The following is a 19,777-nucleotide window of genomic DNA, read 5'->3' as shown; positions in this document are numbered from 1 at the left end:
CGTCGCCGGCCGCCCCACTGGAGCCGCCCGAACCACCCGAGCCACCCGAGCCGCCGCCCGCAGGTATTCCCCTGCTCACCGGGTGCTCACCGTCCTCGTGTCCCGCCCCGACCGCAGTACGGTCCCCGGCACCGCGCCGGTCACCACGTCGTCCCGGATCGTCTCGACCCCGTTGACCCGTACGCTCACGATCCCGATCGCCTTCGAGTCCAGCCGCGGGCTGTCGCCGGGCAGGTCGTGCACCAGCGTCGCGGTGCCCGCGTCGATCCGCTCCGGGTCGAAGAGAACCAGGTCGGCGTGGTAGCCCTCGGCGACCCGCCCGCGCTCGCGGAGCCCGAACAGCCGGGCCGGATCGTCCGTGAGCATCTGCACGGCCCGCTCCAGCGCGACGAGCTTCCGCCCGCGCAGGCAGTCCCCGAGGAAGCGGGTGGTGTAGGGCGCACCGCACATCCGGTCCAGGTGCGCGCCGGCGTCCGAGCCGCCCAGCAGCACGTCGTCGTGCTGCCAGGTCTCCCGGCGCAGCGCCCAGCTGTCCGGGTCGTTGTCGGTCGGCATCGGCCAGAGCACCGTGCGCAGGTCGTCGTTGGCGCAGATCTCCACCAGGCAGTGGAAGGGTTCCTGGCCGCGTTCGGCGGCGATGTCCCGCACCACCCGGCCGGTCAGCCCCTTGTTGGCCGGCGAGTAGGTGTCGCCGACGACATAGCGCTCGAAGTTCGTCAGCCGCCGGAAGACCCCGGCTTCCTTGCTACCCGCGCGCCGCAGCAGCTCCGCCCGTATGCCGGACTCGCGCAGCCGGGCGATCCGTTCGGGCACCGGCAGGCTGAGGACGTCGCCCCAGCCCGGTATGAGGTTCAGCGCGCAGAAGGTGCCCAGCGACATGTTCATCGGGGTAAGGATCGGCATGGTCAGCGCCACGATCCGGCCGCCGGCCCGGCGGGCCCGCTCGCTGGCGAACAGCTGGCGCGGCACCCGCTCCGGTACGGCGGCGTCGATGGTGAGCACGTTCCAGTTGAGCGGCCGGCCTGCCACCGCGGACATCTCCACCAGCAGATCGATCTCGGTGTCGTCGAACCGGTCGAGGCAGCCGGCGACGATGGCCTCCAGTTGGGTGCCCTCGTGCTCGGCCACCGCCCTGGAGAGCGCGAGCAGTTCGCCGGGGCGGGCGTGCCGGGAGGCGACCGGTTTCCCGTCGCCGTCGGAGTGGGTGGACGACTGGGTGGTGGACAGCCCCCACGCCCCGGCATCCATCGCGTCGTGGAACAGCCGTACCATCTCGTCCAGTTGGGCGGGCGTCGGCTGCCCGCCGATCGCGTCCGCACCCATCACGTGCCGCCGCAGCGCGCAGTGCCCGACCATGAAGCCCGCGTTGACGGCGATCCGCCCCTCCAGCGCGTCCAGGTACTCCCCGAACGTGTGCCAGTTCCACGGTGCGCCTTCCTCCAGGGCGACCAGCGACATCCCCTCGACCTTGCTCATCATCCGCCGGGTGTAGTCGGCGTCTTCGGGCCGGTCGGGGTGGAGCGGGGCGAGGGTGAAGCCGCAGTTGCCTCCGGCGACGGTGGTCACGCCGTGGTTGAGGGACGGGGTGGCGTACGGGTCCCAGAACAGCTGGGCGTCGTAGTGCGTGTGCGGGTCGACGAACCCGGGGGCGAGGACGAGTCCGCGGGCGTCCTCGCTCGTCCGGGCCGCCTCGGTGACGGTCCCCGGCCGGGCGATCACCGCGATCCGCCCGTCCCGTATGCCGACGTCGGCCGCGGAGGCCGGCGTGCCCGTGCCGTCCACGACGGTCGCGGCCTTGATGAGGTGGTCGAGCATGGGGGTTGCGTCCTTTCCGGTGCGGTGACGGGCGGGAGGGACAGGTCGAAGGGACAGACGGGAGGGACGGGAGGGAGGGACGGGCGGGGGGACAGACCGGAGGGACGTGTCCAACGGGCAGGACCGACAGACAGGTCCGGGGGGCAGGCGGGAAGCACAGATCGGAGTGACGGGTCGCAAGGACAGGTCCGAGGGACGGGTCGGAGGAACAGGCGGGTCCGGTGCGGGAGGGTTGGGAGGGTTGGGAGGGACGACGGCTGACGGTGGCCCGCAGGCGGACGGTCAACCGCCGGCCGGTCAACCGCCGGCCGTCTGCCGAAATCGCGTCGTGCGGTGCACCGGATCCGTATCGATCTTCGGAATGACGTGCTCCCCGATCAGCTTGATCGTGGTGAGCGTGTCCTCGCGGCTCACCCCGATCGGCAGCCCGAAGGAGAGCTGGTCGGCGCCCGCCTGCTCCCAGCGCTTGCACTGCCGCAGCACCTCGTCCGGGTCGCCGCAGATCATCAGCTCCTCCGCGATCAGCAGCTCGATGATCTCCTCGGTGTAGTCGGGCAGCAGCTCGGGCCACTCGGGAACGCCCTCCGGCCGCGGGAAGGTGTCGTGGTAGCGGAAGAGCAGCGACTGGAGGTAGTTGAGACCGCCGCCGACGGCGATCTCCACCGCCTTTCGGTGCGTCTCGGCGCAGATGGCCGTCGAGGTCACCATCACGTTGTCGTTGACGAAGTCGCCGACCGGCTCGGCGTCCTTGACCGCGTTCTTGTACGACTCGACGACCCACTCCATGTCGGCGACCTTCTGCACACTGAAGCCCAGCACGCCGAGCCCCTTCCTGCCGGCCATCGCGTACGAGGACGGCGACCCGGCCGCGTACCACATCGCCGGGTGGGACTTCCCGTACGGCTTGGGGAGGATCTTGCGCGGCGGCAGCTCCCAGTGCTTGCCCCTGAACCCCACGTACTCGTCCTGGAGCCACATCTTGGGGAACTCCGCGATGGTCTCCTCCCAGATCTCCTTGGTGTGGTTCATGTCGGTCACCCCCGGCAGGAACCCGAGGATCTCGTGGCTGCCGGCGCCGCGCCCCGAGCCGAACTCGAAGCGCCCACTGGAAAGGTGGTCGAGCATCGCGACCTTCTCCGCGACCTTCACCGGGTGGTTGACCGGCGCGAGCGGGTTGAAGATGCCGGAGCCGAGGTGGATGCGTTCGGTGGCGTGGGCAAGGTAGCCGAGGTAGACGTCGTTGGCGGAGAGGTGCGAGTACTCCTCCAGGAAGTGGTGCTCGGAGGCCCAGGCGTACTTGAAGCCCGACGCGTCCGCCTGGATGACGTACTCGGTCTCCTCCATCAGCGCGTGGTGCTCGGCCTCCGGATCCGCCTTCGCTCGCGCGGCGGGCACGTAGCCCTGCACAAAGAGCCCGAATTCCAAGGGGGTTCACCGTCCCTTAGCACTTTCTGACATACCGTCAGATTCGATGCGGTCGACTGTTCCATCGAGGCCGGGACCCGTCAATACCCGCAGCCGGCATAACTGACGCTCCATCAGGAATGCGTGCGGCATCGAGCAGACGTGAGGCTTCAGGCGGGCATGAGGCGGAGCGCCTCCCGGCTCCGCCCGGGAACCTCCCGCCCCGGGCGGCCGGTCCTCAGAACAGGCCGACGCCCGCCAGCCATCCGCCGTCGATCACGAACGGCTGCCCCGTGATGTACGAGGAGTCCTCCGCGGACAGGAAGAGCGCCAGCCGGGCCACCTCCTCCGGCCGCCCGATCCGCCCCAGCGGCACCAGCTTCCGGTACAGCTCGTCCACGGCGCGCGTGGACCCGGCCGGATCCACGTCCATATCCACATCCGTAACCACGTCCGGATCCACGTCCGGATCCAGCGCCGCCGGATCCAGCGCCGCCGGATTCGCCATCGGCGTGTCCACCGCCCCCGGGCACACCGCGTTGACCCGGATCCCCTTGGCAGCCAGCTCCAGCGCGGCGACCCGGGTCAGGCCCACCACGGCGTGCTTGGTGGCGGCGTACGCGCCGACGCATGCCATCCCCGTGAGCCCCGTGCACGAGGAGGTGTTGACGATCGTCCCGCCGCCGGCCGCCGCGATCTCCGGCGCCACCGCCCGTATCCCCAGGAAGCACCCCACCTGGTTGATCTGCACCACCTGCTGGAACTCCGCCGGCGGCGTATCCACCAGGGTGTTGAACCGCAGGATCCCGGCATTGTTGACCAGTCCGTCGATCTTCCCGAACGCCCCCTTTGCGGCCTCCACCGCGCCTGCCCAGTCGTCCTCCCGCGCCACGTCCAGGTGCACGAACCGGGCCCGCCCCTCCCCCAGTTCCCCCGCCAGCGCCCGGCCCGGCGCGTCCAGCACATCGCCGATCACCACCCGCGCCCCCTCCGCCACGAAGAGCCGCGCCTCCTGCTCACCCTGTCCGCGCGCGCCACCCGTGATGACGATGACCCGGTCGTCGAGCCTGCCCATGCCTGTACTCCTCGTGGTGTGCGTACGGACAACGGCCCCTGCGTGCCCGCTCAGTCGTTCAGCAACGGGGCCACCTCCGCCCCGAACGCCGCCATCTGCGCCACGAGTTCCGCCCGGCCGCGGCTCCGGAACCGCACCTGGACCTGCCGCACCCCCATCGCGGCGTACTCCCGCAGCGACTCCGCGATCCGCTCCGGCGCCCCGGTCAGCGTCCACCGCCCGACGTCCCACCCCGGCTCCCCCACATACACCGGCTCCGCGATCGCCCCGATCTCCACCGGCTCCCCGATCCCCGCCTCCTCCCGCAGGCGCCGCAACCTCCCTATCTGGCCCGGAAGTTGGTCGCGCCGGTCGCCCTGCGGCAGCCACCCGTCCCCCCGCACCGCCGCCCGCCGTACGGCCGCGGGCGACGAGCCGCCCACCCAGACCGGCGGACGCGGGGTCTGCACCGGTCGCGGCGCCTGCCCCAGCCCCTCGAACGCGAACCGCTCCCCCGCGAACTCGGGGAACTCACCCTCCCCCAGCGCCGCCTTCAACGCGTCGATCGACTCGTCGAGCACCGCCCCGCGCCGCGCGAACGGCACGCCCAGCGCCTCGAACTCCTCGCGCACATGCCCGGCGCCGACACCCAGGATCAGCCGCCCGCCCGACAGCCGGTCCAGCGTCGCGTACTGCTTCGCGCTGATCAGCGGATGCCGGAACCCGACCACCGCGACATGGCTCAGCAGCCGCACCCGCTCGGTGGCGGCCGCCAGATACGCCAGCGTCGCCACCGGGTCGTACCACGTCGTCCCCATCGCCCCGGCCAGCCGCCGGGGAATCGCCACGTGCTCGCAGCACGCCACATACGCGAACCCGGCCCGGTCCGCCGCCCGCGCCACCGCCACCAGGCCCTCGGGCCCGGCCCCCGCCTCCCACGCCTCCGCGTAGAGCGTGCTCTGCGACTGCACCGGAAGCTGCATCCCGTACGCGAGCCGCCCCTGCGGCAGAACCTGCACCATGCCCGGACCCCTCATCTGATGGTTCGTCATCTACGATCGGAGTGCGGTCATGGTGAGGTCTGACGGTTCATCAGGCAAGGGGCGGGGCGCGGGGGCACCACTCCACCGCCCGGCGTCAGCGCGTGGGCGCCGAAGGACCCCAGAGCCCCTCCCCCGTGAGCCCCAGCAGTTCGATCGCGTTGCCGCGCACGATCCGTTCGACCATGTCCGCCGACAGATGACCCATCTGGGATTCGGCGACCTCGCGGGACTTGGGCCACGTGGAGTCCGAGTGCGGGTAGTCGGTCTCGTAGAGGACGTTGCCGGCGCCGATGGAGTCGAGGTTCCGGAGGCCGAAGGCGTCGTCGAAGAAGCAGCCGTGGACATGGTCGGCGAAGAGTTCGGACGGCGGGCGGAGGACCTTGTCGGCGACGCCGCCCCAGGCGCGGTTCTCCTCCCAGACGACGTCGGCGCGCTCCAGGATGTACGGGATCCAGCCGATCTGACCCTCCGCGTACATGATCCTCAGGCGCGGGAAGCGGTCGAACGCGCCGCTCATCAGCCAGTCGGTCATCGAGAAGCAGCAGTTGGCGAAGGTGATCGTGGAGCCGACGGCGGGCGGGGCGTCGGGGGACGTGGACGGCATCTTCGAGGAGGAGCCGATATGCATGGCGACGACCGTGCCGGTCTCGTCGCAGGCGCGCAGGAACGGGTCCCAGTAGTCGGTGTGGATGCTGGGCAGGCCCAGGTGGGGCGGGATCTCGCTGAAGCAGACGGCACGGACGCCCCGGGCCGCGTTGCGGCGGACCTCCTCGGCGGCCAACTCCGCGTCCCAGAGGGGGACGAGGGTCAGCGGGATCATCCGGCCGCGGGCCTGCGGGCCGCACCACTCCTCCACCATCCAGTCGTTGTACGCGCGCACCCCCAGCAGGCCCAGTTCGCGGTCCTTGGCCTCGGTGAAGGTCTGACCGCAGAAGCGGGGGAAGGTGGGGAAGCAGAGCGCGGACTGGACGTGGTTGGCGTCCATGTCGGCGAGCCGCTGGGGGACACTGAAGGAGCCGGGGCGCATCTGCTCGTAGGTGATGCCCTCCAGCCTGATCTCGTCTCGGGGGTGGCCGACGGCGGTGTCGAGGCGGGTAAGCGGCCGGTGCAGATCCTCGTAGACCCACCAGTCGGCTATCGGGCCGTCGTCTCCGGGGGCGCCCATCTTCGGGGCGAATCTGCCGCCGACGAAGGTCATCTCCTTCACGGGCGCGCGGACGATGCGCGGTCCGACGTCGTGGTACTTCGACGGGAGCCGGTCCCGCCAGACGTTCGGGGGCTCCACGGTGTGGTCGTCCACCGAGATGATCCGAGGGAAGGACCCCTTGGCTTCCTTGGGTTCCTTGACTTCCTTGGCTTCCTTGGGCTCCTTGGTCTCCATGGGCGGTACGGTAGCGCCGATCTGACGATCCGTCAGCAAGTGTGGGGCCGCAGCGGGCGGGGGCGGGGGCGTGCCGCCTGGGCCTCCCGTCGAAGCCTTCCGGTGGACCCGGGCGGCGAAGCCTGCCGGTGGAGGCCGCTGGTGAATCCGGGCAGCGGAATGCATCCGCGCGGAAACGAACCGGCCAAGTACGGGGCGCGTGTACGTAGATGCATTCCGGACTCCCCACCCATCCCAGCGGTTCCGCCCGGAAAACAAACCAGCCAGTCAGGGATGCCGTCCGGCAACCCGGGTAGAGGCGGCCGAGTACGTACGGCCGAGGGGGAGATCAACGGAATCGGGACGGAGTCAAGGCGGAATCAAGGGGACGTCCGTGTGCACACCAATGGGCACACCAATGGAGTGACCACGGAAAGGGCAGGGGAAGGACCGGGGCAGGGCCTTGGAAGCCGGCGTTCCGCGCGCCCGCGCGGGGCGGCGCAACCCCCTCCACCGGAGGGCGAGAAGGTCTTGTGCACGCTCCGGACCCCTACTGACGGAAATGGTCGCGACAAGGCAGACTGACCGTTGCACACGGTGCAGGGTTGCGCACGGCGCGGATGGACGGGACAGGGCAGGGGGACACCATGGACGACGGTCCGGGGCAGGTACGGGAGCGGCTCCGCTTCACCGTGCTCGGTCCCGTACGGGCCTGGCGCGGCGGAACGCCGCTGGCAGCGGGTTCCCCGCAGCAGCGTGCACTGCTCGCCGCACTGCTGCTGCGCGGCGGCCGTACCGCCACCGCGCCCGAGCTCGTCGACGCCCTGTGGGGCGACGAACCGCCGCACGCCGCGCTCGCCGCGCTGCGCACGTACGCGTCCCGCATCCGCAAGGCCCTGGGCGACGACGCCGACGCGCTGGTCAGTGAGTCCGGCGGCTATGCGCTGCGGCCCGTCGACGGACTGCCCCTGGACCTCGACCACGACATCGCCGAGCAGTACGCCGCGGACGCGGAGAAGGCCAAGGCCGCCGGCGACCGCGGGCGGGCCCGTGAACTCCTCGACGCCGCCCTGGACTTGTGGGACGGCGAACCGCTGGCCGGGCTGTCCGGCCCGTACGCCGAGACCCAGCGCACCCGCCTCCAGGAATGGCGGCTCTCGCTCACCGAGACCCGCCTCGACCTCGACCTGGAGGCCGGCTGCCACGCCGAGGCGGTCTCCGAACTCACCGCCCTGACCTCCGCCCACCCGCTGCGCGAGCGCCTGCGGGAGCTGCTGATGCTGGCCCTCTACCGCAGCGGCCGCCAGGCGGAGGCGCTCGCGGTCTACGCCGACACCCGGCGGCTGCTCGCGGACGAACTGGGCGTCGACCCCTGCGCGTCGCTGTCCGACCTCCACCAGCGGATCCTGCGGGCGGACACGGAACTGGACGCGCCGGCGGCCGGTGACCACTCCGGCTCACCCGAGGCGACGTTCGTCCGACCCCGCCAGCTCCCGGCCACCGTCGCGGACTTCACCGGCCGCGCCGCCTTCGTCAAGGAGCTCAGCGACCAGCTGGCGACGGCGGAGGGCAGCGTGATGGCGGTCTCGGCGGTCGCCGGCATCGGCGGAGTCGGCAAGACCACCCTCGCCGTGCATGTCGCGCACGCCGCCCGGGAGCACTTCCCGGACGGGCAGCTCTACATCGACCTCCAGGGGGCGGGGCGCAGTCCGGCCGAGCCGGAGGCGGTCCTCGGCGCCTTCCTGCGCGCCCTGGGGACGCCCGATTCCGCCATTCCGGACGGCCTGGAGGAGCGGGCCGCCCTGTACCGCTCCGCCCTCGCAGGCCGGCGCGTTCTGGCGCTGCTGGACAACGCCCGGGATGCCGCCCAGGTCCGTCCCCTGCTGCCCGGTACGGAGGGCTGCGCGGCCCTGCTCACCAGCCGCACCCGGATGATCGACCTGGCCTCCGCCCATCTGCTCGACCTCGACGTGATGAGCCCGGAGGAGGCCCTCACCCTTTTCACCCGGATCGTCGGCGACGAGCGGGTGAACTCTGAGCGGCAGGCCGCCATGGCAGTCGTCGGCGCCTGCGGCTTCCTCCCGCTGGCCATCCGCATCGCCGCCTCCCGGCTGGCCGCACGCCGGACCTGGACGGTCTCCACCCTGGCCAGCAAGCTCGCCGACGAGCGCCGCCGCCTGGACGAACTCCGCGCCGGCGACCTAGCCGTGAAGGCCACCTTCGAACTGGGCTACAAGCAGCTGGAGCCCGCCCAGGCCCGCGCCTTCCGGTTGCTCGGGCTGGCGGACGGCCCGGACATCTCGCTGACGGCCGCGGCGGCCACACTGGACCTGGACACCGACACCACCGAGGAACTGCTCGAATCCCTCGTGGACACCTCCCTCCTGGAGTCCGCGGCACCGGGCCGATACCGATTCCACGATCTGGTGCGCCTGTATGCCCGTTCGTGCGCGGAGCGGGACGAACAGCCGCCCGCGGAACGGGACGCGGCGCTCTCTCGCCTGCTGGATTTCTATCTGGCGACGGCCGCCCGGATGTACGCCCTGGAGCGCCCCGGGGACCGGCTTGTCGACCACATGGAGCCGACCCGGCACGCCGGACTCGTCTTCACCGACCGTACGACGGCACTGAGCTGGCTGTTCAGCGAGGCCGGTTGTGTTCTGGCCTGCGCACAGCAGTCGACGGATCCCGCGTCGCTGCGCCGGGCGGTGGATCTGCTGCTGCTGACGCGGGATCTGGCCGAGTCCGGTGCCGACGCACTGCACTACGAGCAGACCAGTGCAGCCCTTCTCGCAGCTGCCCGCGATGCCAAGGACCAGCACGCCGAGGCGCGTATCCACACCGCGCTGACCAACGTCCATACCCTGGCAGGCCGCCTCGACGATGCGGAGGAGCACGCCAAGTCCGCGATGCTGCTCGGGCTGGCCGCCGAGGACCCCTTCTCCTCCTCCTACGCGCCGAACGACCGCGGGATCATCGCCACCACCCAGCAGCGTTACGACGATGCCGAGGCGTATCTGGCCCAGGCGCTCTCGGCCTTCCGCGACGATTCCAACGAGCAGTCTGAGGCAAGCGCACTGTGCAATCTCTCCCGCGTCCATCTGAACACGGGACGGATCGACAGCGCGATCCGGCTGGCCGAGGAGGGCATCGCCATCTACCGCCAGCTCGGGGCGCAGCGGCGCCTGGCAAACGGCATGTACGCGCTGGGGCTGGCATTTGCCCGGGCCCAGCGCCTGGATGAGGCGAAAGAACAACTCACCAAGGCGCTGGCGATATTCCAGGACAGCAGGCAGCGGTTCTGGGCGGGCATGACGCACTTCAGGCTGGCGGAGATCTCCCTCAGTGACGCCTGCCCCACTCAGGCGGCCGCCAGCGCGGAGCAGGCCCTTACCGCACTGCGCGGCGTGGGCGGGGAGTGGTGGCGGGCGAACGTCCTGACGCTACTGGGCCGCATCCTCAACGAATTGGGTCACATCAGGCGCGCTCGGGCCTGCTGGCAGGACGCTCTCGTCATCTACGAACGGCTGGGTGTGCCGGCCACTGCCGAGGTCCGGGCTCTGCTGAGCCCGTCCGCAGTGGCATAAGCACAGGCCAGGAACATTGCGAGAGACGTTTATCGTTCGTTCATCGCCGCGCGTCACGCTCTACTCATCGAACCGCCGCCTCGGGGGGCAAGCGGCTCGGTGCCCAGGCCGCAGAGTTATCGTGAGCGGCCATGTCACGCCTGTCCGGCGGCCAACGGGGGAGTCGCCGGCCGGGCGGGACGAAGCATCAAGCGCCCACACAGGAGTTGATCAACGTGACCACCGAGAACAAGGCTCCGGAGCCGACCGAGCGTGATGTCATCAAACCGATGGACAATCACACGCCCATCGCGGCTCCCATGCTCGGCAAGAAGAAGGTAGTCAGGAAGCCAGGGGAGATCCTGCCCCAGGACAACCACACGCCCATCATCGAACCCAGGTAGCGATTGGGTACGGCAAAACTCAGCGGGGGACACGGGGGGGAGCACCAGCCGGGGGGATCCGGGGGATCGCAGGGGCCGTTTTCCATGGTGTGGAGGGGAAACCATGGAAAACGGCCCCTGCAGCGTTTTCCGCCTCGGCACCAAATCCTGTGACATTTGGCCACTTTTTCCCACAAAGATCGAACACCTGAGCACGTTAGAGACTAATTTGTTTTCGGGAACAGCAACATCCCCCCATTACCGAGGAGTTGGAATGACCCGTACCAAGAAAGCACTTGCCGTCGCGGCCATCGCGGTAGGCGCACTCGGCGGCGCCACGGTGCCCGCCATGGCCGACAACCACTCGCCGATAGCGCAGGATTCCATCGCCGCCCTGGACAACCACCTTCCCGCGGCGCCGCAGGACAGCCACGCTCCGCTGATACCGCAGGGCATGCACTCGGCCCTGTCGCCGATGGACAGCCACACCCCCTGACCGGGCACAGCACAGATCTCGGGCCGCGGCCCACGCAACGGGGCCGGGCCGATACCCGGCCCCGTTGTTTCCCGAGACAGCGGCCACCCCTCCCCCCTCTCCTCCCACAGCAATGACTACCTGACGGCCCATCAGATACTGCTAGAGTCAACGGCACTCCGACACCGCCCCACCCCAGGAGGCGCGCCGTGTTCGACCCCGCTCGTATCCACACGCTCTGGGAACTGGTCGACTATCGTGCGCGGGCCTCCGGGGGCGCGCCGATGTTCTTCGACGGGGACGGGCGGACCGCGACCTTCGGCGAGGTGCGGGACGAGGCACTGCGCGTGGCCGCCGGGTTCCGGGAGTTGGGGATCGGGGCCGGGACGCGGGTGATGTGGCAGTTGCCTACGCGAATCGACACGGTCGTCGCCTCGCTCGCGCTGGCCCGGCTGGGGGCCGTGCAGACGCCGGTGATCCCGCAGCACCGGGAGCGCGAGGTTGGGTTCGTCCTGGCCGGATCTGCGGCGGAGTTCGTGCTCGTACCGGGGGTGTGGCGGGGGTTCGACCACGACGCGATGGTGCGCGGACTGGCCGGGGACGGGGTGCGGGTCGTCTCGGTGGCGGGTGGGCTGCCCGCCGGGGATCCGGGCACGCTGCCGGAGTTTCAGGAGCTTCGGGAGTCCCCGCATGGAGCGGACGTGCGCACGCGCTGGGTCTACTACACCTCCGGGACGACCGCCGCGCCCAAGGGAGTTGAGCACACCGACGCTTCGCTGATCGCCGGCGGCGTCGGGCTGGCGACCGCGTTGGGGATGTCGGCGGACGACATCGGCTCGATCGCCTTCCCCTACGCACACATCGCCGGCCCGGACTACGTCATCGCGATGCTGGTCAGCGGGTTCCCTGCGGTGGTGCTCGACACGTTCGAGGCGGGGCGGGCGGCCGAGGTCTACCGGCGGCACGGGGTGACCATGGCGGGTGGGAGTACCGCGTTCTACCAGGCGTTCCACGACGCGTCGCGGCGCCGGCGGGCGGCGGACCCGGACGCCACCGGGCCGCTGATTCCGTCGCTGCGGCTGCTCTCCGGCGGCGGGGCTCCGCTGCCGCCGGAGCTGTACCGGGAGGTCGGACGGGAGCTGGGCTGCGCGATCGTGCACGGGTACGGGATGACGGAGTGCCCGATGATCGCGATGGGGACGCCGTACGACAGCGACGAGCAGCTGGCGCACACGGTGGGCCGGCCGGTGGCGGGCGCGCGGGTGCGGATCGTACGGGCGGACGGGAGCGAGGCCGCGACCGGCGAGGCGGGCGAGGTGACGGTCGCCGGGACGGTGGTGTGCCGGCGGTACACCGATCCGGCGCCGACCGCGGAGGCGTTCGACGCGCAGGGCCGCTTCCACACCGGTGACCTGGGGTATCTGCGCGCGGACGGGCACCTGGTGCTGACCGGGCGGCTCAAGGACATCATCATCAGGAAGGGCGAGAACATCTCCGCGCAGGAGATCGAGGACCTGGTGCACACGCATCCGGCGGTCGCGGAGGCGGCGGTGATCGGGCTGCCGGACCGGGAGCGCGGGGAGCGGGTGTGCGCGGTGGTCACGCTCGCCGAAGCGGCGGACGGGCAAGGCGCGCCGGGGCTCACTCTCGCGGGGCTGACCGCGCATCTGCGGGCGGCCGGGCTCATGACGCAGAAGCTGCCGGAACAGCTGGAGATCACCGAGGAGCTGCCGCGCGGCGGACCGCTGGGCAAAGTGCTCAAGGCGCGGCTGCGGGAGCGGTACGGGGCACCGGCATAGCGCCCACCCGGGCGGGCGTCGGCATCGGCGTAGCGCCAGTACGCGCCGGACGGAGCCGCCCTCGGTGTCGCGTACGGGCTGCTCGCGGCCTCGGCCGACGGCGGACCCGGGCGCGGCACCATCTTCGGGCGCCCCGTTCCGGTCGCACCCGACGCGCCGCTGCTGGACCGGGTGGTGGCGCTCAGCGGGCGGCGCCCTGACTGGACGGCCCCCGCGCCGTCCTGAGGGAGGGTCCCTTCCCCTCCCGGCGCTTGACTCTCACACCGGTGTGAGGGCTTAGAAGTGGGGCGTCGAACCGAAGATCCGGGAACGGGAGGCCCCCATGGGCGAAGCCGCCGAACACCACTCCACTCCGTACGCCGGACGGCAGGAGCGGATGGGGATGGGGATGGGGATGCGGGAGCGGATGGGGATGCGTCTGCACGTCGTGCTGCCGTCCGAGTCCGCGGCGATGGCGGTGCGGGACCTGGCCGGGCTCGCGCGGCAGGCCGAGGAACTGGGGTACGCGGGCGTCTGGCTGCCCGATCACCTGCTGCCGCCGGGGCCGTACGGGACGCCCCCGCAAGCGTACGGCGGGGTGTACGAGCCGCTGGCGGCGCTGGCGTACCTCGCGGCGGTGACCGAGCGGATCACCCTCGGGACATCGGTGCTGATCGCGCCGCTGCGCGAACCGCTGCTGCTCGCCCGGCAGTCGGCGACGCTGGCCCGGCTGAGCGGGGGCCGGTTCGTGCTGGGCGTCGGCGTCGGCTGGCAGCGTTACGAGTTCGCGGCGGCCGGGGTCGGCTTCGGCACCCGGGGCGCGCGGACGGACCGCGCACTGCGGCTGGTGCGGCACCTGCACACGGGGGCGGGCGGGCCGTACGACGACGGGCGGGTGTCCTTCGACGGGCGTGCGGTGTTCGAGCCCGTACCGGAGGAGCCGGTGCCGTTTCTGATCGGCGGGAACTCGGACGCGGCGCTGCGGCGCGCGGCGGAGTTCGGCGGCTACTGGCAGGGGGTGGGGCTGACCCCGGGCGAATTCGCCGAGCGGCGGCGGTGGTTCGCGCGGGGGCCGGCGACCGGCCGGTCCGCAGCGGGCGCGCCCCGTGTCGCGGCCGGGAGCCGTATCGCCTGGGACGGACCGGACCGTACGCTCGCGGAGGTCACCTCCGAGGTCGCGGAGTGGGAGGCGGCCGGGGCCGAGGACCTCGGTGTGTGGTTCGGCGCGGTGGACGGCGGCTTCGCGGACCGGATGCGGGCCCTGGCGGAGGCGACCGGGGTGGCGGGCGGCCGGATCGGGCAGTGACCGGCCGCGGCCCGGAGGCGGAAGCGGCCCGCCGGCAGAGCCCGCACACGGAAGCCGCCCGCCGACAGACCCGCATGCGGAAGCGGCTCACGGGCGCGTCCCCCGGGACCGGCGGGCGCGGCCCTAACTCCTCTCCCGCAGCCGCGTCTTGACGACCTTGCCGCTCGCGTTGCGGGGCAGTTCGGCGACGAAGTCCACCTCCCTCGGCACCTTGTAGTTGGCCATCTCGCGGCGCGACCAGGCGATCAGGTCGTCGGCGGTGAGCGAGGAGCCGGGGCGGCGGACCGCGTACGCCTTGCCGACCTCGCCGAGGCGGGGGTCGGGTATGCCGACGACGGCGACCTCGGCGATGTCCGGGTGGCGGGCGAGGAGTTGCTCTATCTCGGCCGGGTAGGCGTTGAAGCCGCCGACGATGAACAGGTCCTTGATGCGGTCGGTGATCCGCAGGTTGCCGTCCGCGTCGAGGACCCCGACGTCGCCGGTGCGCAGCCAGCCGTCGGGGGTGATCGCGTGGGCGGTGGCGACGGGGTCCTCGAAGTAGCCGGACATGACGTGGTAGCCGCGGACGAGGACCTCGCCGGGGCGGCCGGGGGCCGTCGCGCGTCCCGCGGCGTCGACGACCCGGACCTCGGTGTCCGGCAGGGCGCGGCCGGACGTGGCGGCGATGACCTCGGGCGGGTCGCCGCGGCGGCACATCGTGACCACGCCCGAACTCTCCGACAGGCCGTAGGCGGTCAGCACGGTGGCGATCTTCAGCTCGCTGCGCAGCCGTTCGACCAGCTCCAGGGGGACGACGGCGGCCCCGGTGACGACGAGGCGCAACGCGGACAGGTCGTGCAGCGCCCGGTCCGGGTGGTCCAGGAGCCGCTGGTGGAGGGTGGGCGGGCCGGGGAGGACGGAGATCCGCTCGGCGGCGATGTTGGCGAGCGCGGTCTCCGCGCTGAAGACCGGCTGCGGGACCATCGTCGCGCCGCGCAGCAGGCAGGCGATGATGCCGGCCTTGTAGCCGAAGGTGTGGAAGAACGGGTTGACGATGAGGTAGCGGTCGCCCTCCTGGAGGCCGGCCAGTTCGCTCCAGACGTCGTAGGCGCGCAGGGTCTGGGCGTGGGTGATCACGGCGCCCTTGGGGTGGCCGGTGGTCCCGGACGTGAAGACGATGTCCGAGGGGGCGTCGGGGCGGATCGCGTCGGCCCTGGCGCGGACCGTGCCGGCGGGCACCGCCCGGCCGCCGGCCAGGAAGTCGCGCCAGGTGGTGAAGTCGGCGGGGGCGTCGTCCGCGAGGACCACGACCCGTTCGAGCCGCGGCAGTCCGGGCAGCGGGCCGGACCCGGAGCCCTCCCGGGCGGCGCGGCGGAGCGAGGCGACGTACGAGGTGCCGAGGAAGGCGCCCGTGAGGAAGAGGATCCTGGCGCGGGTGCGGCGCAGGACGTAGGCGGCCTCGGTGCCCTTGAAGCGGGTGTTGACGGGGACCAGGACGGCTCCGGCGGTCACCGCCCCGAGGGCGGAGACGATCCAGTCGAGGGTGTTGGGCGCCCATATGGCGACCCGGTCGCCGGGTGCGACGCCGGCCGCGATGCAGGCCGCCGCGGCCCGCTCCACCCGCTCGCCCAACTCGGCGTACGAGACCCGGGTGCGGCCCTCGACGACGGCCTCCCGGGGGCCGTACCGCTCGGCGGCGGTGCGCACCAGCCGGGCGAGGGAGCCGTACTCCAGGTCCGCTCGTGCATCCAGGTCCTCGCGCATCGCGCTCCCTCCCTGCAAAGAGCCGTAACGCACTAGCTGACTGTCCGTCAGATTAGCGGTAGCCTCCTCCGCTGTCAGCACGGACGACCGACCGCGGACGACCGACCACGGAGGTGGCGATGGGGGCGACCCTCAAGGACGCTACGGCGATAGTCGGTATCGGACAGACTCCCTTCGCCAAACAACTCCCCACATCCGAAAAGACCTTGGCCTGCCGAGCCATCACCGCGGCCCTGGACGACGCCGGCATCGCCCCCTCGGAGGTCGACGCCTTCGCCTCCTACACCATGGAGGAGACCGACGAGGTCGAGATCGCCAAGTCCATCGGCGCCGGCGACGTCACCCACTTCTCCAAGGTCGGCTACGGAGGCGGCGGTTCCTGCGCGACGGTGGCGCACCTGGCCGCCGCCATCGCCACCGGGCAGGCGTCCGTCGGCGTCGCCTGGCGGTCCCGCAAGCGAGGCTCCGGACCACGCCCCTGGAAGAACACCCGCGTCCAGCTGCCCACCCCCGGGCAGTGGACCCGCCCCTTCGGACTGCTCCGCCCCGCCGACGAGATCGGCATGCTGGCCCGGCGCTACATGCACGAATACGGCGCCACCCGCGACCACTTCTTCAACGTCGCCCTCGCCTGCCGCAACCGCGCCAACCAGAACCCGGCCGCGATCATGTACGACCGCCCGCTGACCCGGGAGATGTACATGACCGCCCGCTGGATCAGCGAACCGCTCTGCCTCTTCGACAACTGCCTGGAGACGGACGGGGCACTGGCCTGCGTCGTGGTCGCAGCCGAGCGGGCCCGCGACTGCCGCCGCCCGCCCGTCTACGTCCACGCCGCCGCACAGGGACTGCCCGCCCAGCACCACGGCATGGTCAACTACTGGAACGACGACCCGCTCACCGGCCCTGCCTGGACCGCCGCCCGGCACCTCTGGAAAGGTGCCGACCTCGGCCCGCAGGACGTCGACGTGGCACAGATCTATGACGCGTTCACCCCCCTGATCCCCCTCTCGCTGGAGGGATACGGCTTCTGCGGACGCGGCGAGGGCGCGGCCTTCACCGAGGGCGGCGCCCTGGAGACCGGCGGCCGGCTCCCCCTCAACACCGGCGGCGGCGGCCTCTCCGAGGCGTACGTCCACGGCTTCAACCTCATCACCGAAGGCGTCCGGCAGCTGCGCGGCACCAGCACCGCACAGGTCCCGGGCGCCGCCACCTGCCTGGTCACCGCGGGCGAGGGCGTCCCCACCTCCGCCCTGCTGCTGAGGAGTTGACACCCGATGAACGCACCCGAGCCGGCGCCCACCCACGCATCCGTCACGTCACCCACCACTCCGTCCGTCACCGTCCGTGATCTCATGACCACAAGCGTGCCACCGGCCACTGACAATCACCCGGACCCCGCCGCCGACCTGCTGCTTCCCGTCCCCGACGACGACGGCGCACCGTTCTGGGACCACGCCGCACGCGGCGAACTCCGCGTCCAGACCTGCTCCGACTGCGACGAACCGCGCTTCCCGCCCCGCCCCTGCTGCCCGCACTGCCAGTCCTTCGCCGCCCACTGGCAGCGGATGAGCGGACGCGGCCGGATCTGGTCGTTCGTGGTGCCGCACCCGCCGCTGCTGCCCGCGTACGCCGCCCAGGCGCCGTACAACGCGATCATCGTGGAGCTGGCCGAGGCGCCGCACATCCGCCTCGTCGGCAACCTCGTCGCGACGCCCGACGGCGCCCTCAACTCCGTGGACCCCGCCCGGCTGCGCATCGGCGCCGCGGTGAAGGTCGCCTTCCACACCCTGCCCGGCGGGGTCACGGTGCCCCGCTGGCTCCTGGAACGGCCGTGACGACCCCCACGGTCCGCACCGAGACCGACGGCGGGGTCGCCCTGGTCACCCTGGATCGGCCCGCGCGGCACAACGCCGTCGACCTCGCCACCGCCGACCGACTCGCCGCCCTCTGGCGGGAGTTCCGCCACGACGACACCGTACGGGCGGCGGTGGTCACCGGCGCCGGCGGCCGGGCCTTCTGCACCGGCATCGACCGCGCCGCGGACGTACCCCAGCCCACCTCCCCGTTCTCCCTCGACGACCCGATGATCCGCATCGGCCCCAAGGCCAACGACCTGTGGAAACCGGTCGTCGCCGCGGTCGACGGGATGGCCTGCGGCGGCGCCTTCTACCTCCTGGGCGAGGCGGAGTTCATCGTCGCCTCCGAGAACTCCACCTTCTTCGACCCGCACACCACCTACGGGATGGTCAGCGCCTACGAGGCCATCTACATGGCCCAGCGGATGCCCTTCGGGGAGATCGCCCGGCTGTCCCTGATGGGCACGGCGGAACGGCTGGGCGCCCGGCGCGCGTACGAGATCGGGCTGGTCTCCGAACTGACCCCGCCCGGCGGCGCGGTGGCGGCGGCGCTGCGCCGCGCCGCGGTGCTCGCCGCGCAGCCCACCGACGCCGTCCAGGGCACCGTACGGGCTCTGTGGGCGGCCAAGGAGGCGGCCCGCGCGCAGGCGCTGGCGCACGCCCCGCAGCTGATCGCGCTGGGCAGTCTGCCACCGGACCGCCAGGCGGAACTCTTCGCCGGCCGCGCGCGCAACCCGCAGCCGCCGCCCGTCAGATGACGGCCGCCCCGCCGCTCACATCTTGGTCTGGGCTACATCTTGGTCTTGTGCGCCCGGGTGATCTGGCAGGTGAACCAGAACTGCTGGTAGTTGTTGGCGGGCAGGGAGTACTGGGCGGTGTAGGTCTCGGTCGCGCCCGGGGCCACCACGACGCTGCGCTGGTGCAGCCCGTAGGCGGTGCCGTCCGCCGGCTTCGCCTTCATCCAGTTCACGGCCATGTCGTAGGAGAACGTGCTCGTCCTGGACGGGTTGGTGATCGAGACCGAGTAGGTGAACTGGTGCAGCGAGTTCGAGTAGTCGCAGCCGCTGCCGCGCACGTCGCTGCGGCCGTCCGGGTCGAAGGTCTCCTCGGTCGGCGTCGGCGAGTAGGTGTAGGACGGCGTGTAGGACGAGGACGACGGCGTCGGGCTGTACGGGTTGTAGCCGGTGGAGGACGACGGCGTCGCGAAGTTCGTCGGGAAGGGGTCCACCTTGGGTCGGCCGAACGCGCAGCCGCTGACCGTGGCGAGCGCCGACACCGCCAGCCCGGCCGCGACCGCCGCCCTGATCCCCCTGCGGGTGCCCCCTCCGCCGACCGTGGCGGCCGTACCCGTGCGTGCGCACTGCTGCATGACGTCTGCCCATCCCCCGTAGAACCATCCGATACGACGCCACCCCAAGGGTTGACGCGTGCACGGCACCCTAGCAAGAGCCGCCGACGGCCCGCGCGGGGCCCATTTGTGCGAACCGGCGCAGGTGGCCCTGCTTGTCTAGCGGGGGCACACGGGCAGGCGTAGCGTCGGTCACGGAGGACGAGCAGGACGAGCCGAAGCGAGGCGACGCCGGTGGTGCGCAACGTTCTCGGATGCCTGATCGCCCTCATCGGAGCGACGGCCGCCGTCTGGAGCCCCTTCCGTCCCTGGTACGACGGCCGTCACGGCAGTGACGTGCGGATCGAGGACCTCTTCAACGGCATCACGGACAACAGCGCCACGCTGTTCGGGTCGCTGGTGCTCCCCATGGTGTTCGCCGGGCTGCTGACCCTGGTCGGCGTGGTGCTGCGTTCGCGACTGGTCATCACCGTCGCGGGCCTGGTCGTGCTGGGCTTCACGATCCTGTGGATGGTCCGCCAGGGGCAGACCGCGGGCGAGCTGTCCGCCGGCACCCACGGGCTGGGCGTCGGCGCGGCCAACGCCCTTGGAGGCGGCGCGCTGCTGATCCTGGGCGCCCTGGTCATGCGCGGGCGCCCGCGCC

Annotated in this window: 15 protein-coding genes and 1 pseudogene; 9 read left to right on the top strand and 7 right to left on the bottom strand. The window is 71.8% G+C overall.

What is annotated here, in order from left to right; all coding sequences use genetic code 11:
- Positions 1–75: 75 nt before the first annotated feature.
- From ACO1BR_RS15570 to ACO1BR_RS15550, 5 genes are all read right to left on the bottom strand, one after another.
- Entirely contained in the window at positions 76–1,815 is a 1,740-nt protein-coding gene (locus ACO1BR_RS15570) for an N-acyl-D-amino-acid deacylase family protein (RefSeq protein ID WP_426795640.1), read from the bottom strand.
- A gap of 297 nt (positions 1,816–2,112) precedes the next feature.
- Complete coding sequence (locus tag ACO1BR_RS15565; protein ID WP_426795639.1) at positions 2,113–3,240, bottom strand: LLM class flavin-dependent oxidoreductase; 1,128 nt, start codon at positions 3,238–3,240, stop codon at positions 2,113–2,115.
- 217 nt (positions 3,241–3,457) lie between these two features.
- Positions 3,458–4,294, bottom strand: a complete 837-nt coding sequence (locus ACO1BR_RS15560) for an SDR family NAD(P)-dependent oxidoreductase (RefSeq protein WP_426795638.1) — start codon at positions 4,292–4,294, stop codon at positions 3,458–3,460.
- A gap of 50 nt (positions 4,295–4,344) precedes the next feature.
- On the bottom strand, positions 4,345–5,295 hold the full coding sequence (locus ACO1BR_RS15555) for a TIGR03619 family F420-dependent LLM class oxidoreductase (RefSeq protein ID WP_426795637.1): 951 nt from the start codon (positions 5,293–5,295) through the stop codon (positions 4,345–4,347).
- Between the two features lie 115 nt (positions 5,296–5,410).
- Positions 5,411–6,697: an amidohydrolase family protein gene (locus ACO1BR_RS15550; protein ID WP_426795636.1), complete on the bottom strand. Its 1,287-nt coding sequence runs from the start codon at positions 6,695–6,697 to the stop codon at positions 5,411–5,413.
- Positions 6,698–7,323: 626 nt separating this feature from the next.
- Between ACO1BR_RS15550 and ACO1BR_RS15545 the strand changes: the two genes are divergently transcribed.
- The 5 genes from ACO1BR_RS15545 (at position 7,324) to ACO1BR_RS15525 (ending at position 14,184) form a co-directional block, all read left to right on the top strand.
- Positions 7,324–10,263, top strand: a complete 2,940-nt coding sequence (locus ACO1BR_RS15545) for a BTAD domain-containing putative transcriptional regulator (RefSeq protein ID WP_426795635.1) — start codon at positions 7,324–7,326, stop codon at positions 10,261–10,263.
- Between the two features lie 215 nt (positions 10,264–10,478).
- On the top strand, positions 10,479–10,646 hold the full coding sequence (locus tag ACO1BR_RS15540; RefSeq protein WP_426795634.1) for a hypothetical protein: 168 nt from the start codon (positions 10,479–10,481) through the stop codon (positions 10,644–10,646).
- Positions 10,647–10,899: 253 nt separating this feature from the next.
- Entirely contained in the window at positions 10,900–11,121 is a 222-nt protein-coding gene (locus ACO1BR_RS15535; protein WP_426795633.1) for a hypothetical protein, read from the top strand.
- Positions 11,122–11,309: 188 nt separating this feature from the next.
- On the top strand, positions 11,310–12,899 hold the full coding sequence (locus ACO1BR_RS15530) for a class I adenylate-forming enzyme family protein (RefSeq protein ID WP_426795632.1): 1,590 nt from the start codon (positions 11,310–11,312) through the stop codon (positions 12,897–12,899).
- Between the two features lie 322 nt (positions 12,900–13,221).
- Positions 13,222–14,184 carry a TIGR03619 family F420-dependent LLM class oxidoreductase gene (locus ACO1BR_RS15525; RefSeq protein ID WP_426795631.1) on the top strand — a complete coding sequence of 321 codons (963 nt, stop codon included), beginning with the start codon at positions 13,222–13,224 and terminating at the stop codon, positions 14,182–14,184.
- Positions 14,185–14,307: 123 nt separating this feature from the next.
- Here the strand turns inward: ACO1BR_RS15525 and ACO1BR_RS15520 are convergent, their stop codons facing one another.
- Complete coding sequence (locus tag ACO1BR_RS15520; RefSeq protein WP_426795630.1) at positions 14,308–15,927, bottom strand: FadD3 family acyl-CoA ligase; 1,620 nt, start codon at positions 15,925–15,927, stop codon at positions 14,308–14,310.
- A 119-nt stretch (positions 15,928–16,046) separates the two neighbouring features.
- On the opposite strand from ACO1BR_RS15520, the gene ACO1BR_RS15515 reads away from it, so the two are divergent.
- The 3 genes from ACO1BR_RS15515 (at position 16,047) to ACO1BR_RS15505 (ending at position 18,544) form a co-directional block, all read left to right on the top strand.
- Positions 16,047–17,198, top strand: coding sequence for a lipid-transfer protein (locus ACO1BR_RS15515; protein WP_426795629.1), 1,152 nt, complete (start codon positions 16,047–16,049; stop codon positions 17,196–17,198).
- An 84-nt stretch (positions 17,199–17,282) separates the two neighbouring features.
- Complete coding sequence (locus ACO1BR_RS15510) at positions 17,283–17,765, top strand: Zn-ribbon domain-containing OB-fold protein (protein WP_426795698.1); 483 nt, start codon at positions 17,283–17,285, stop codon at positions 17,763–17,765.
- Positions 17,762–18,544, top strand: coding sequence for an enoyl-CoA hydratase/isomerase family protein (locus ACO1BR_RS15505; RefSeq protein WP_426795628.1), 783 nt, complete (start codon positions 17,762–17,764; stop codon positions 18,542–18,544). Before ACO1BR_RS15510 ends, ACO1BR_RS15505 begins: the two co-directional genes overlap by 4 nt.
- Before the next feature lie 32 nt (positions 18,545–18,576).
- On the opposite strand, the gene ACO1BR_RS15500 is transcribed toward ACO1BR_RS15505, so the two are convergent.
- On the bottom strand, positions 18,577–19,155 hold the full coding sequence (locus ACO1BR_RS15500; protein WP_426795627.1) for a hypothetical protein: 579 nt from the start codon (positions 19,153–19,155) through the stop codon (positions 18,577–18,579).
- Positions 19,156–19,368: 213 nt separating this feature from the next.
- Between ACO1BR_RS15500 and ACO1BR_RS15495 the strand changes: the two are divergent.
- A pseudogene (locus tag ACO1BR_RS15495) lies at positions 19,369–19,777 on the top strand (hypothetical protein); the annotation flags it as partial.

The sequence above is a fragment of the Streptomyces sp. YGL11-2 genome, assembly GCF_050054615.1.
Lineage (GTDB): Bacteria > Actinomycetota > Actinomycetes > Streptomycetales > Streptomycetaceae > Streptomyces.
Note: the sequence above shows the minus strand (reverse complement) of the source record. Positions and strands in the feature narration are given on the sequence as shown.